Consider the following 14,135-nt stretch of genomic DNA (forward strand, 5'->3'; position numbering starts at 1 on the left):
AGCGGGTCAGTCCTCGCCGGGTCCCGGCTCCGCCGAGCCAGATCCGGTCTCCCGGCCGGAGCCGGTCTCAGGGGCGGCGGAGCGTCCGGCGAACGCCTTGGCGTACCGGGTACCGGCGGCGAGCAGCAGCAGGCCCACCACGATGAAGGCGACGACCCGCCACACTCCCTCGAGGGCAGCGAGGTCGAACAGGAAGAGCTTCGCCAGCGCGGCGCCGGTCAGCGACAGCCCCGCGGCCAGCGCGGCGTGCGCGTACTCGGTGCGGGCGAGGCCGAGCGCCAGCATCGCGGTCGCCGCGATCATCCAGCAGATGGTCGCCGCGGTGTGCCCGGCGACGAATCCGGCGTCCGCACCGCCCAGGAGGACGCCCGCGGTCACCAATGCCGTGGTCACCGCATACAGCACCACGAGTGCCGCACCGCTCCACATCCACGGGACGCCGCGTTCGCGGACGAGCCGCAGTCGCGTCGCCGTCCACGCGAGCAGCAGCGTCACCGCGGCGAGCAGGACGGCCGTGACGAGCGTGGCCGCGTCGAGGCGGTCCACGGCCAGCTCCCGGTCGGTGAGGTTCTCGAGTTCGGCGCCGTCGTAGAACATCGCTCCTCCGAGCACCCAGAAGCCGAGGCCGGCGACGTACAGCAGGCGCGACCGCATCGACGCGGCCGCACCGGCATACCCGGCGGCGACCGCGAGCAGCACCGTGGCAGCCGCGTCGGGGCTCGTGCCCGCGAGGCACGCGTGCAGCAGCGCCAACGCCGCCACCGCGACGGACGCCACCCGCAGCGGACGCGACCGGGGCCCGACGAGGGCGAACAACATGAGGTACCCGGCGGCGGCCGTGCCCTCGAGCGCGACGGCGGGCCACCGGTCCAGCCGCAACCCGACGGCGAGCAGCGGCAGCGCCGCCACCGCCAGGCACACCGCGGCGACGACGTCGCCCGGCTCCCGGCGCAGCAGCAGCACCGCGGTGCCGGCGACGAATGCGGCGACCGCCACCGAGAAGCCGACCAGCCAGGCGAGCTCGCCCCGCTCGGCAAGCTCGGCCCCGGCGATCGACACCAGCAGGACCGCGGCGATCGGCACGACCCGCGCGAGATGCAGCAGGGCCCAATTGCGGTGCCACTGGGCCGGAAAGCTCGCGACGAGCAGCACCAGCAGGAAGCCGAGCAGCAGCAACGGATCACCGTCCGACAGGGTGGGCGCGAGCAGCGCGGCCCCGAGCACGAGCAGCACGGCCAGAATCCGGTCCGACCAGCGCACCGCGAGCGCGACCCCGGCGCCGGCGACGACGAGCGCGGCGGCCAGACCGACGACCGCCGGCACCCACCGGTAGTAGGCGGTCGCGGCGAAGACCACCAGGTAGCCGCCCGCGAAACCGGTCGCGGCCAGGGCGGCACCGCCGACGCGTCCGCCGTCGCGGCGGTGCACCCGGATCCCGGCGGCCACCAGCGCGGCCGACAGCACCGCACCGGAGACGACGCGGGGCACGGGACCGAAGACACCGGCCTGCGCGGCGAGCACGAGCAGCATCACCACGCCGATGAGGGTGACCGCCACCCCGGCGACGGCGAGCAGGCGGCTGATCACGCCGTCGCGCTGCCACCACGGTTCCCGCGCCGGCGGCCGCGGCGGGGCCACGGACGGGACCGGCCGCGGTGGTGGCGCCGGGGCCCGCGACATGGGTGGCACGGGCGCCGGGGCCGGCGCGACGGCGAGGCGGTCGAGCTGGGCCCGCAGATGTGCGACGTGCGCGCCGACGGCGTACAGGTGCTGTTCGAGCGCGTAGCACTCGCCGGACAGCTGGGCGACGAGCCGCGGATCGAGGCCGGGCGGGGTCGGCGTACTCATCCCTACATGGTCCGCGGAGCGGCGCCCGCGGGCATGAGTATCACTACCGGACATGCGGGCTTGTGCACCGCCCTCATCGTGGTGTTGGTGCGGACCCCGTCGCAGTTCAGCCCACGATGCGCGCGGCGCGCGCCGCGCGCAGCCAGTCGGGAAACTCACCCAGCAGGCGCCGATAGAGTTCGGCATCGCTGACCTGGGAGATGTCGTCGACGCTGAAGAACCCGGCGTTGTCGACCACCCGCCCTCTCATGGTGTCGAGTTTTTCGAGCACGCCGTAGTTCGCCTTGCCGAGGCCGACGAACTGCCAGAAGGCGGGCAGACCGGATGCCTTCTTCATCAACGCGGTGATCGGGCCCTTCTTGTGGAAGCCGCCGTCGGTGAAGAACAGCACCAGCGTCGGCATCGACGCCCCCGCGGTGAGGGTGGAGATGATCTCCCCCATCACCGGCAGCTCGTCGTTGTAGCCACCGATCTGTTCGTAGTCGATGCCCCCGTGCACCCCACCGAGATGCAGATACGTCGCGCACCAGGACTCGACATCGTGGACGGCGATGTCCGGCAGCCGGGCGAACGAGACCGCATACAGGTACGGCTCGAGGGTGCCGTCGTCGTCGACCTGCACCGCGATCGGCACCATCCTCTCGACGACCTGATGGATGCGTGCGCTGGTGTACTCGCGGTGCATGCTGCCGGTCTTGTCGATCACCAGGACGACCCGGGCCCGCACCCCGGCCGCGCCCTTGTCCAGCAGCACCTTGGCGACTTCCCGCTTGCGCAGGTCCAGCCTCTGCCGCTTCTCCAACGAGAGTTTCGCTTCGCCGGCGACGGTGCGGACACCAGCGCTGTCCACGACCGCAGGCGGCGGGGCCACCGCGGCAGGTTCGGCACTGGCGGGTTGATCGTCGACCTGCACCCCATGGTGGACCACCAGCGCCGACAGGCCCGTGTCCCACCCGGCGGAGACGTTGCGAAGCTTCCACGCGCCGTTGCGGCGATAGATCTCGAGCAGGACCGCCGCCCGCTCGGTGCTCAACCCCAACGCGGGCGCCGTCGTCTCGCCCGCCGGGTGGGCAACCTGCACGCCCAAACCGGGGACGGCGGACAAGCTGCCCGGCACACTGTCGTCGAGGGCGACCGCGACCGACAGCCGCTCGATCCCCGCGGGTATCGCGGCCAGATCGACACCGATCCGGTCGGCCGCGACCAACCGGACCGCGCCCTCCGGGGAGGCCGGCTGGTTGAAGAACACGAAATCGGCGTCGCTACGGACACGCTGGTCGGCGCCGAGTTGGAACACCATCAGATCGACCGTGCCCTGCCGGGCACCGGCCACCGCGACCGTCACCGGCCCCGAGGGGATGGTGGTGTTCTCGCCACGCGCAAGCTCTGCCATAAGCGTTCCGGCCCGGGGCGGGCCGCTTCCTTTCGTCGCACCAACACGCATTGGGACCGACACGGGTGCGCCTCCACCGGCCGAGAGGCCCGACGCTCCTCGGGGACCGCCGGCCGGCTAGCCCAGCAGCTTGCGCAGCGTCGTGCCCAGCGGGTGCTTGACGTTGACGGAACCGAGGCGGACGGTGCCGCCGACGATCAGATGCAGCGGGCCGAACGGGGGCCCGTTGCGCACCTTCGACTCGGCGCTCGCGGCGACGGTGTCGAGGCCGTTGATGTCGGCCGTGGCTTCGGCGGGAACGATCAGGGTGATGGAGCTGAGGTAGTCCTCGACCTGGATCCGCACCACCTGGGTGCGCATGACGGCCTCGGTGAAGTCGAGGGTCACCGAGGACATCAGGGTGTCGAGCCGCAGCACCGGTGGCACTTCCCACCGCCCCTTGCGGCTGAGGTTGGACAACCGGCCGCGGATGGTGGGTGTCTGCAGATGCGAGGGCGGGGCGGGGGGCACCGGCCCGGCCATCGGCGGCGCCGGGGCGGGGGTGGGCTGCATCGGATGTGGCAGGTACTCGGGCCGCACCTGCATTCCGGGCAGGTCGACGAGCACGGCGTTCAGTTCTCCGCGGGTTCTGGCGGCCAGCGCCGTGTCCATCCGCTCGGTGAACTCCCCCAGCGACAGCATCCCCTGCCCGACCGCGCGCTGCAGCAGCGTCCCGACGTGTTCGCGCTCGGCGTCCGAAACACGCAGATCCCTCGACTCCATGATCATCAGGGTAGGCGCTGGCGCGCCGGGATCATCAGGGTAGGCGCTGGCGCGCCGGGATCATCAGGGTAGGCGCTGGCGCGCCGGGATCATCAGGGTAGGCGCTGGCGCGCCGGCCCGACGGTCGTGGAGCCGAGGGACGGACGGATGCGGTCGGCTCAGATCGCCGTTGCCGCCCATCGCGCGGCGGGCGCGAAGACGCCGCTGGGATCGTATGCCGCGCGGATCTCGGCGAGCCGGGTCCGCTGGGCGGGGGTCCACGCGTTCGCCACCCGGGCGGCCGGGGCCCCGTCCACGCCGCCCGCGAAGTTCATCAGCGCACCGCCGGTGGCCCACGGCGCCATCGCCCCGACGACGGTCTCGAGCGCTCCGGGCACCGCGTCGGCGATGGGCGGCACCAGCACCCCGACGGTGAACAGGGTGAACGCGGCGTCGCGGCCCGCGACGGCGTTGGGGGTCTCGGGCGGCACACCGAGCGCGCCGCCCATGGCCCGGACCTCGGCGAGCGCGATCGGCAGCGCGCCGGCGGGACCCGCGACGGCGAGCAGGGCGTCGAGGGCGGCGTCCGGCAGCTCCCGCAGCAGCGCCGAGCGCTCCATGCCGGGCATCGGGTCGGTGGGGTCGGCGTGGATCGAACCAAGGGCGGGGTAGACGATCTCGGTCACGGTGTCGAGGACCGGGGTGGCCACCGCGCGCAGCGGGGCGAGCAGCGCGCCGGCGTCCTCGGTGTCGTCGACGTGCGCGAACCGCACGTGCACGGCGGTGCGGCCGCGCAGCGGCTCGGGCAGTTCCGGGAGCGGCGGGAAGTTGACGATCGCCAGCGAGCTGGACACCGAGGTCGGCGCCGCGGAGATCCAGTCCCGCCAGCGGCGCAGCACGGCCGGGGCGTCGGCGATGTCGTAGAAGAGGCCGCCGCCGTCCAGGGTCTGGATGGGCAGGAGTTCGAACGTCATCTGGGTGACGATCCCGAATGCCGCGCCGCCGCCGAGCAGGGCCCAGAACAGGTCGGGTTCGTCGTCGGGGGTGACCCGCCGCAGCTGCCCGTCGGCGGTGACGACCTCCATCCGCAGGACCCGGTCGGCGGCGAACCCGTGGGTGCGGGCGATCGGGCCGAGCCCGCCGCCGAGGGTATACCCGACCACCCCGACGCCCGGTGCCGAGCCGGCCAGCGGCGCCAGCCCGTGCGGGGCCGCGGCGTCGAGCACCTGCTGCCAGCGGACCCCGGCCTCGACGGTGGCGGTGCGCTCGGCGCGGTTGATGCTCACCCCGTCGAGGAGGGCGGTGTCGACCAGGATGCTGTTCTCCGGCGCGGGGGCGGCGCCGTGGCCGGTGGCCTGCACCGCGACGGTCAGCCCGTTCTCGGCCGCGATCCGGACCGCGGCGGCGACGTCGGCGGCACTCGAGGCGACCACGACGGCGGCGCTGCGGTGGGCGGTGGCGAGGTTGAAGCCGGTGGCGGACAGCCGGTAGCCCTCGTCCTCGGGGGCGTGCACGACACCGGCGACGGCGGTCCGAAGCAGGTCGACGACGGACGTGGGGGCCAGGGTCTGGGGCGTCGGGTGGGACATGGTGCTCCTCGGAAGGATCGGATCTCGGTCCCTTCCAGGACAACCGCCACCGCTTAGCTGCCGCTTAGCTCCGGCTGCGCACCGACGTGCCCCGTCCGGCACAGCCGGGCCAGCAGCGCGCTCACCTCGTCCCGGTCCAGGCCGGCGCCGAGGCTCGCGCACCGCTCGAACTCGGCGTCACCGAGCGCGTCACGGACGACCGCCGCCTCGCGCGGCCCGTCGACCGGATCCATCACCTCGGGTAGGAAGCCGATGCGGCCGCCGAGCGCCCGGACCGCCCCGAGGAGCATCGCGCCGACGTCGGGAGTACCGAGCCGGGCCACCAGTGCCGCGGCGCTGTGGACGAGCACCAGCCACGACGTCACGTCCCGCTCGGCCTCGAGGACCGGCTGCATCACCCGGACCGCGTCGAGCGCCGCGTCCGTGTCCCCGACGTCCATCGCCGTGCGCATGAGTGTCCACGACGCCGAGCCGACCGCCCAGCCGTGGCCGCAACGTTCGGCTGTCGCGACCGCCTCGCGCAGCACCTGCTGCGCCCGTTGCGGATCGCCGAGGAAGCGCAGGATCATGCCCTCGATGAGCAGGGCGTCGGCGCGCTGCCACACGGCGCCTTCCCGGCGCAGGACGTCCGCACTCTCGTGCGCTGCGTGCAGGAACTCGTCGGACGGGCCCGTGATCGCGGAGCAGTACGCCCACCAGGACCGCATCCACGCCTCGGTGACGACATCGCCGCCCCTCCCCGCGGCGTCGGCGGACCGTCCCAGCACGGCCGCCGCGCCGGCCGCGTCCCCGGCCAGGTAGGTGAGTCCGCCCAGGCCGGTCAGCGCCGACGACAGGGTTGCCGCTGCGACGGCGGTACCGGTCCGCTCGACCGCGTCCAGGGCTGCCGATATCAGCTCCAGGCCTTCCCGGATGTGCCCCCGCCGATACCAGAACCAATAGAGGGCCCCGGCGAGTTCGAGCGCGTAGACGGGATCACCGGCGGCCAGCGCGGAGGCCGCAGCGGCACGGTGCTCGGCGATGTCCGCCGTCAGGGCGTCGAAGGTCTGCCGTGCCCGGGAGCCGCGCAGGTGCGGCACCGCCGCGAGGGCCCGCCGCAGCACGAACCGGCGGTGCACGTCGGCCATCCGGTCCCGTTCGGCCGCGTCCGCGCGGGCCAGGGCGAACTCGCGGATGGTCTGCAGCATCGAGTACCGCCGCGGCGACGACGACGGCTCCACCCGCAGCAGCGACCGCCGCACGAGGGCCGTCAGCGGCGGCAGGACGCTCAGCGGCGGCGTGCTGCCGTGCACGGCGGCGGCACCCTCGATGTCGAAGCTGCCCGCGAACACCGCGACCTCGCGCAGCAGCCGCGCCTGCTCGTCGTCGAGGAGCCGGTAGCTCCACTCGATCGCGTCGGCCAGCCCCCGCTGCCGCGGCGGAGCGGTGCGGGAGCCGCCCTGCAGCAGCGCGAACCGGTCGCTCAGCCCCTCGGCGATCTGCTGCTCGGACAGCACCCGCAGCTGCGCCGCCGCGAGCTCGATCCCGAGCGGGATCCCGTCGAGCTCGGTGCAGATGCGACGCACCGGTTCGGTCACCTCGTCGTGGATCGTCCAGCCCGGCACCACCCCGGCGGCCCGGACGCCGAACAACTCGACGGCGGCACACTCGTCCAACGGCGGCACCTCGTAGACCCACTCCCCGTCGAGGCCGAGCGGCTCCCGGCTCGTCGCCAGGATCCGCACGCCGGGGCAGCGCTCGAGCAGCGCCGTCACCAGCTCCGCCGAACCGTCGAGCAGATGCTCACAGTTGTCCAGCACGAGGACGCACTCACGTGGGGCGAGCACCGTCGCCAGGTGGTCGACGGTCCCGGGGCCGAGGATCTGCAGGGCCGACGCCACCGTCGCGGCCACCAGCGCATCGGCCCGCACGGCCGCCAGGTCCACGAACCACGGCCCGTCGGCGGGACGTTCACCGCCGTTGCGGCACACCTCCACCGCCAGCCGCGTCTTGCCGACCCCGCCCGGCCCCACGAGCGTGACCAACCGTTCCCCGGCCAGCGCCGCGCCGACGTCCGCGAGCTCACGGGCCCGATCGACGAGGGCGGTGCGGGGCGACGGCACGTTGGAGGTCGCGCTCGGGGTGCCCAGCGCGGCGGCGGGCCCCGGCGAGACCCCGGCGGTCCCGAGCAGCCGGACGTCGTCCTGCCGCAGCACCGCCGTCTCGAGTTCGCGCAGCCCGGTGCCCGGCTCGATGCCGAGTTCGCCGTCGAGCACGGTACGCACGCGGCGCAGCGCCGCCAGGGCGTCGGCCTGCCGGCCCGCCCGATACAGGGCGACGACCAGCAGTTCCCAGGACCGTTCGTCGAGCGGATGCGCGGCGACGAGCCGCTCGGCGGCCTCGACGACGTCGTCGGAGCCGCCCTGGTCCAGCCGGATCTGCAGCAGGGCCTTGCGGGTGCGCAACTCGATCGCCGTCAGCCGCGCGACCTCGGGGCGCACGAACTCGGCGTCGGCGACGTCGGCGTAGGGCGACCCCCGCCAGCACGACAACGCGGTCGCGTAGGCCTCGGCCGCGGCCTGAGCGGCACCCTGCTCGCGCAGCCCGTCGCCGCGCGCGACGAGGTCGGCGAACCGCACGGCGTCGATCTGCTCCGCGGCGACGGCGAGCCGATACCGCGAGCCCTTCCGGACGATCACCCCCTCGTCCCCGCGCGGTCGCTGCGGGCTGAGCCGGTCGCGCAGCTTGGAGACGGCGAAGTGCAGCGAGCTCGTCTTCGGGTCGTCGACGTCGTGCCAGACCTGTTCGAGCAGCCGCTCCCCCGAGACGTCGCCCGGGAACGCGACGACGAGGGCGGCGAGCAGGGCACGCTGCCGGATGCCGCCGAGGTCGATCGGTCGTCCGTCGACGGTGGCGGCGAAGCCTCCCAGCACGCCGAGCGCCACGCCAGGGGAACTCATCCCGCCCGCCTTTCGATCGCCCCGCCTTTCGATCGCCCCGCCTTTCGATCGCCCCGCCTTTCGATCGCCCCGCCTTTCGATCGCCCCGCCTTTCGATCGCCCCGCCTTTCGATCGAGCACGCCACCGCCGCACCGGAACTGCGGGAGCGGTCGAATTCTAGAGGACCGGTGCGGCTCCGGTGCGCTAGTCCAGCCCCTGCTCGATCGCGTAACGGGTGAGCTCCACGCGGTTGGCGAGCTGCAGCTTGCGCAGGGTCGCCTGCACGTGGTTCTCCACCGTGCGGTGACTGAGCGTGAGCCGCGCGGCGATCTGCTTGGCCGACAGTCCCTTGGCGACGAGTCGCAGCACCTCGGTCTCGCGCTCGGTGAGGGTGGGCGGGGCGGGCGCGCGCCGGTCGGCGGCCGACGACATGCGGCGGTACTCCCCGAGGACCAGCCCGGCGAGTCCGGGCGTGAACACCGCCTGCCCGGCGGCGGTCGCCCGCACGGCCTCGACCAGCTCCGCGGCCGACGCGCTCTTGACCAGGTATCCGGACGCGCCGGCCTTCACCGCACCGAGGACGTCGTCGCGTTCGGAGGAAGCGGACAGCACCAGCACGCGGCTGGCCGGGGAGACCCGGAGCACGGCGACGGTGGCCTCGGTGCCGGTGCCGTCGGGCAGCGACATGTCCATCAGCACCACGGTCGGCTGCACCGCCGCGGCCCGGCGCGCGGCCGCACCGACCCCGTCGGCAGTGGCGACGACGCGGAAGCCGGCCGCGTCGAGGTCCCGCGAGACGCCGTCGCGCCACATCGGATGGTCGTCGACGATCATCACCGTGATCGGCCCGTCACCGTTCGCCGCGTTGCTGCCCTCACGCACCTCGTACTCCTCTCCTCGGCACCCGGATCTCCCATTCGGTGCCCTGGCCGGGCGAGCTGTCGAGCACGGCGGCGCCACCGAGCCACCGCGCGCGGCCGACGATCGACTTCGACACGCCCATCCGCCCCTCGGCGCGGGCCTCGGCGAGACGGCCGTCCGCAATGCCCACCCCGTCGTCGCGGATGCTGAGGATCACCTCGTCGCCGAGGTCCTCGACCAGCACGTACGCCTTCGCCCCTGCGCCCGCGTGCAGCGTCGTGTTGGTCAGGGCCGTCGCGGCGATCGCCGCCAGTTCCGCGGCGCGGACGCGGTCGAGCAGGACCGGGTCGGCGGGCGCGGAGACGGTGACGCCGGCTCCGGCCTGCGCCCGCAGCAGCGCCCGCAGGTCCACGAGCTCCTCGCCGCGGTCGAGCTGGGTGCCCTGCTCGGAGACGAGCATCCGCAGCGCCGCCTCCTGTTCCCCGGCGAGGCGGGCGAGTTCCGCGGCCTCGCCGCCGAGCGCGGTGCCGCGGCGCCGCACCAGGGCCAGCACCTGCAGCACCCCGTCGTGCACCTCCCGGGCGAGCCGGTCGCGTTCCTCGGTGGCGGCCGCCACACGCACGGCCTGTTCGAGCTGCCGGTGGGCGCGCCGGGCGGTGGTGGTGGCGAATCCCATCGCGACGCCGACCGCGACGAGCACGGGGGCGGTCGCGTCGCGCCACAGGTCGAGGTTGACCTGGTCGCGGACGACGGCGCTGACCGTCGCCATCGCCAGCGCCGACGCGACTCCCGCGGCGGGACCGCCCAGGATCGCGGCCGACAGCACGGCGTTGGCGACCCACAGGGTGGTGGGCAGCGTCTGGTGGGCGCTGTACCAGTCGTGGCCGGCGACGAGCCGCGTCGCGCCCATGAGCGCGACCGCGACGACCTGGTCGATCCCGACCACCACGGCGCGCTGCCCGACCCCCTGCGCCAGCAGCACCGCCGACACGCCGGACCACACCGCCAGCAGGGCGACGAAGAACCAGCTGAGCCGCGGCGACGTGTAGTGGGCGACGGTGGAGAACTGGGAGCTGACGGCGTAGACGACGGTGACGAGCCGGAACACCTGCGCGGCCCGCCACAGCGGCGCATCGGGGTCGGCGCCGACCTGGCGCCGGGCGGGCGGGGACGGTTCGGCGGGCACGGCGGCGCGGCGCGACAGCCTGCCGTCGGCTCGGCGCCGGACCATGTGGATGCTCCCTTTCCCGGTCGGTGATCGCGCTGAGAGTAGCCGCCCGAAACGCCCGGATCACGACCATGGCGCGTTGTGACGGTGGGCACAGTGGTTTGATTTGATGTCGTGTTGGGGTCCTATCGAGCCGTCGCGGCGACGTTGCGCAGTCGTTGGCCGCTCTATATGGCCTCGATGGGCGCCTCGAACCTGTTCGGCGCGCTGCTGGTGTTCGCGTTCGTCCGCTACGGCATCCCGCTGTCCGAGAACGAGAACATCATCGCGGACCGGGTCCGCAACTTCGCGGTGTTCGCGGTGTATCTGGTGTTCGCGGGGATCGTGAGCCTGACGGCCGCGGCCCTGATGCTGCGGTCGGTGGTGCGGTGGCAGCTGCGCGGCGGCCCGCCCACCCGATCCGAGCAGATGTCGGCGCTGCACGCGCCGTTGCGTCAGGCGATCGTGCACCTGATCCTGTGGATCCTCGGCGGCGTGCTGTTCGTGTTCCTCACCGCGGAGGAGATGCCGGAGCTCGCCGTGGCGGTGGCGATCACCGTCGCGATGGCCGCGACGAGCACCTTCGGCTTCACCTACATGCTGGGCGAGCGGATCCTGCGGCCGGTCGCGGCGCGGGCCTTGAGCGAGGGGGAGTTCGACCGGACCCTGGCGCCGGGCGTCGGCACCCGCCTCGCCATGACGTGGGGTCTCGGCACGCTGATGCCGGCCGGCGGCATCGCGCTGCTGTGCGTCACCCAGCTGACCACCGACGTCGAGTTCCCGCCGGACGCGATGGCGTGGGCGGTCCTCGCGCTGTCGATCATGGCGATCGGCCTGGCCGGGGTGCTGTCCTCGCTCACCGCCGCCCAGCTCTCCGATCCGGTCAAGCAGCTGCGCTGGGCCATCGAACGGGTCCAGCGCGGCGCGACGGACGTGCAGGTCGAGGTGTTCGACGGCAGCGAGATCGGCCGCCTGCAGGTCGGCTTCAACCGGATGATGGCCGAGTCCGACGAGCGGCGGCGGCTGCGGCAGTTGTTCGGTCAGCACGTCGGCGAGGACGTGGCGCGCCGCGCCCTCCAGTACGGCACCGAGCTCGGCGGGGAGACCCGCTACGTCGCGGTGCTGTTCGTGGACATGGTGGGCTCGACGGCGACGGCGGCCGAACGCCCGCCCGGCGAGGTCGTCGAGCTGCTCAACGAGTTCTTCCGGGTCGTGGTGGACGTCGTGGACCGGCACCACGGTTTCGTCAACAAGTTCATGGGCGACGCGGCGCTGGCCATCTTCGGTGCTCCGCTGGACCGTCCCGACGCGCCCACCGCCGCGCTCGCGGCGGCCCGGGAGCTGCGGTTCGCGCTGGACGAGATCACCGATCTCGACATCGGCATCGGGGTCTCGGCGGGGCTGGCGGTGGCCGGCAACATCGGCGCGGCCGAGCGGTTCGAGTACACCGTCATCGGCGATCCGGTGAATGAGGCGTCGCGGCTGACCGAGCTGGCGAAGCTGCGTCCGAGCCGGGTGCTCGCGTCGTCGAGCGCGCTGTACTTCGCCGACGACGAGGAACGCGCCCACTGGGAACTCGGCGACGAGGTGCAGCTGCGCGGCCGGCGCCGGGTGACGCATCTCGCCTGGCCGGTGCGGTATCCGGACTCGGGCCACGACGAGTGACGGACGGCCGGGGCCCCCGGCGACGAAAAGGACGATCCGCCCTCCGGCCGGCTTGGCTACGCTGAATCCTGTGGCGCAGCCCCGACGTGACCCGCCCGCACCCGACGCCGCGCGGCGCCGGGGCCGCTTCGGGTGGGTGAAGTGGCTGCTCGCCGTCGCCCTCGTGGCCCTGCTGGTGGTCGAGGGCATCTACCTGTGGCCGACGCTCAGCGACTCCTGGCGCGCCCTGACCGAGCTGCACTGGGGCTGGCTCGCCGCGTGCATCGTCGCGCAGGCCCTGTCGCTGAGCGGCTTCGCGGAGGTGCAGCGGCGGCTGCTGCGGGCCGGTGAGGTCGTCGTCGGGCACCTGCGCTCGGCGTCGGTGATCTATGCGAGCACGGCGATGGCGGTGACGCTGCCGGCCGGTCCGGTGTTCTCCACCGCGTTCACCTACCAGCAGACCCGGCGCTGGGGTGCGACGCCGGTGGTGGCGTCGTGGCAGCTGGCGGTCTCGGGGGTGATCGCGGCGGTGACGCTCGCGGCGGTCGGCGTGGGCGGGGCGTTCGCGGTGGGCACACGGGTGAGCCCGGTGACGCTGGTCCTGTCGGTCGCCGGCGTGATCGCGCTGGTCGTCGCCGTCCGGTACGTCTCCCGGCATCCGTCGTCCGTCGAGTCGGCCGGGGAATGGGTCCTCGCCCGCGTCAACCGCCTGCTGCGCAAGCCGGCGGACACCGGGATGGAGAAGTTCGAGCAGATCCTCGGGCAGATCGAGGCGGTGCACCTGGGTCGCCGCGACGGGCTCGCGACGATCTGCTGGTCGGCCGTGCACCGGGTCTTCGACGTCGCGTGCCTGGGGTTCGCGTGCTGGGCGGTGGGCGGTGAGCCGTCGCTGCCGGGCCTGCTGATCGCGTTCGCGGCGGCCAAGGCGGTGGGGAGCATCCCCCTGGCGCCGGGCGGGCTGGGGTTCGTCGACGGCACGCTGATCGCGACCCTCACCGCGGCGGGGATGAGCGCCTCGCAGGCCCTGGCAGCCGTGTTCGTGTACCGGGGCGTCAGCTTCATCCTGGTCGCGCTGGTCGGCTGGACGGTGGTGGCCGCCAAGTTCCGGTCGAGCCAGCACGACGAGCACATCGACGCCGATCTCGAACGCGAGGAACACGCCCGTTCGGTGCTCGAGCGACGGCGCGGACGGGCCGCGAGCGAGGGCACCGCCCTGCCGGAGTGACGAAGTGTGCTCCACCTCACATCCGAAGTAGTTGCGGAATCAATTATTCGATGCGATCGTTGAGTACATCGAAGGTTGAAACTTCAACCAAAACTCGACTCGGAGGAATCCCCATGACGACCGCTACCACCACCTTCCCCGGACTCACCGCCGGCACCTGGGCCATCGACTCGGTCCACTCCACCGTGGGCTTCACCGTCCGCCACCTCGTCGTGAGCAAGGTGCGCGGCACGTTCAACGACTTCTCCGGCGCGATCACCGTCGCCGAGGACGGCACCCCCGCCGTCGCCGCCGAGATCCAGGTCACGTCCATCGACACCAAGAACGCCGACCGCGACGCCCACATCCGCTCCGCCGACTTCTTCGACGCCGAGCAGTTCCCCACCGCGACGTTCAAGTCCACCGGCGTGCGCGCCGCCGGCAGCGACTACGTCGTCGACGGTGAGTTCACCCTGCACGGCGTCACCAAGCCGGTCGAGCTGAAGCTGGAGTTCAACGGCGTGAACCCGGGCATGGGCCAGGGCCCGGTCGCGGGCTTCGAGGCCACCACCGTCCTCAACCGCAAGGACTTCGGCATCTCGATCGACATGCCGCTCGAGGGCGGCGGCGCCGTCGTCGGCGACAAGATCACCATCAACCTCGAGATCGAGGCCGGTCTGCAGGCCTGATCCGCCGCACCCGCACGACACGCGAGCGCTCTCCGTCCCG

The 14,135-nt window shown here is 73.2% G+C and carries 10 protein-coding genes; 3 read left to right on the forward strand and 7 right to left on the reverse strand.

From position 1 onward, the window contains the following. Window positions 1–6 precede the first annotated feature (6 nt). The 7 genes from ISO16_RS12660 to macS form a co-directional block, all read right to left on the reverse strand. Complete coding sequence (locus tag ISO16_RS12660) at window positions 7–1,848, reverse strand: DUF2339 domain-containing protein (RefSeq protein ID WP_072636282.1); 1,842 nt, start codon at window positions 1,846–1,848, stop codon at window positions 7–9. 106 nt (window positions 1,849–1,954) lie between these two features. Beyond that, a complete protein-coding gene (locus tag ISO16_RS12665; protein ID WP_072636283.1) occupies window positions 1,955–3,241 on the reverse strand; it encodes a VWA domain-containing protein in 1,287 nt (428 codons plus the stop codon). Between the two features lie 117 nt (window positions 3,242–3,358). Further along, complete coding sequence (locus ISO16_RS12670; protein WP_043802811.1) at window positions 3,359–4,003, reverse strand: DUF1707 SHOCT-like domain-containing protein; 645 nt, start codon at window positions 4,001–4,003, stop codon at window positions 3,359–3,361. Window positions 4,004–4,161: 158 nt separating this feature from the next. Continuing rightward, window positions 4,162–5,571 (reverse strand): FAD-binding oxidoreductase, encoded by a 1,410-nt coding sequence (locus ISO16_RS12675; protein ID WP_072636284.1) that lies wholly within the window; start codon window positions 5,569–5,571, stop codon window positions 4,162–4,164. 53 nt (window positions 5,572–5,624) lie between these two features. Further along, the gene (locus tag ISO16_RS12680; RefSeq protein ID WP_230304534.1) at window positions 5,625–8,510 is read right to left on the reverse strand and encodes an AfsR/SARP family transcriptional regulator; all 2,886 of its coding nucleotides are present in this window, start codon (window positions 8,508–8,510) and stop codon (window positions 5,625–5,627) included. Between the two features lie 184 nt (window positions 8,511–8,694). Beyond that, complete coding sequence (locus ISO16_RS12685; protein WP_050036440.1) at window positions 8,695–9,324, reverse strand: response regulator; 630 nt, start codon at window positions 9,322–9,324, stop codon at window positions 8,695–8,697. Window positions 9,325–9,364: 40 nt separating this feature from the next. After that, window positions 9,365–10,582: a MacS family sensor histidine kinase gene (gene macS, locus ISO16_RS12690; protein WP_072636286.1), complete on the reverse strand. Its 1,218-nt coding sequence runs from the start codon at window positions 10,580–10,582 to the stop codon at window positions 9,365–9,367. Window positions 10,583–10,750: 168 nt separating this feature from the next. Here macS and ISO16_RS12695 point away from each other — a divergent pair, with 168 nt between their 5' ends. The 3 genes from ISO16_RS12695 (at window position 10,751) to ISO16_RS12705 (ending at window position 14,095) form a co-directional block, all read left to right on the forward strand. Beyond that, window positions 10,751–12,223: an adenylate/guanylate cyclase domain-containing protein gene (locus ISO16_RS12695; RefSeq protein WP_029546144.1), complete on the forward strand. Its 1,473-nt coding sequence runs from the start codon at window positions 10,751–10,753 to the stop codon at window positions 12,221–12,223. Window positions 12,224–12,293: 70 nt separating this feature from the next. Beyond that, complete coding sequence (locus ISO16_RS12700) at window positions 12,294–13,427, forward strand: TIGR00374 family protein (RefSeq protein WP_006941516.1); 1,134 nt, start codon at window positions 12,294–12,296, stop codon at window positions 13,425–13,427. A gap of 113 nt (window positions 13,428–13,540) precedes the next feature. Next, window positions 13,541–14,095 carry a YceI family protein gene (locus ISO16_RS12705; RefSeq protein ID WP_006941512.1) on the forward strand — a complete coding sequence of 185 codons (555 nt, stop codon included), beginning with the start codon at window positions 13,541–13,543 and terminating at the stop codon, window positions 14,093–14,095. The last annotated feature ends 40 nt before the right edge of the window (window positions 14,096–14,135 follow it).

Source organism: Rhodococcus sp. M8 (assembly GCF_015654185.1).
In the GTDB taxonomy this organism is placed as follows: domain Bacteria; phylum Actinomycetota; class Actinomycetes; order Mycobacteriales; family Mycobacteriaceae; genus Rhodococcus; species Rhodococcus aetherivorans.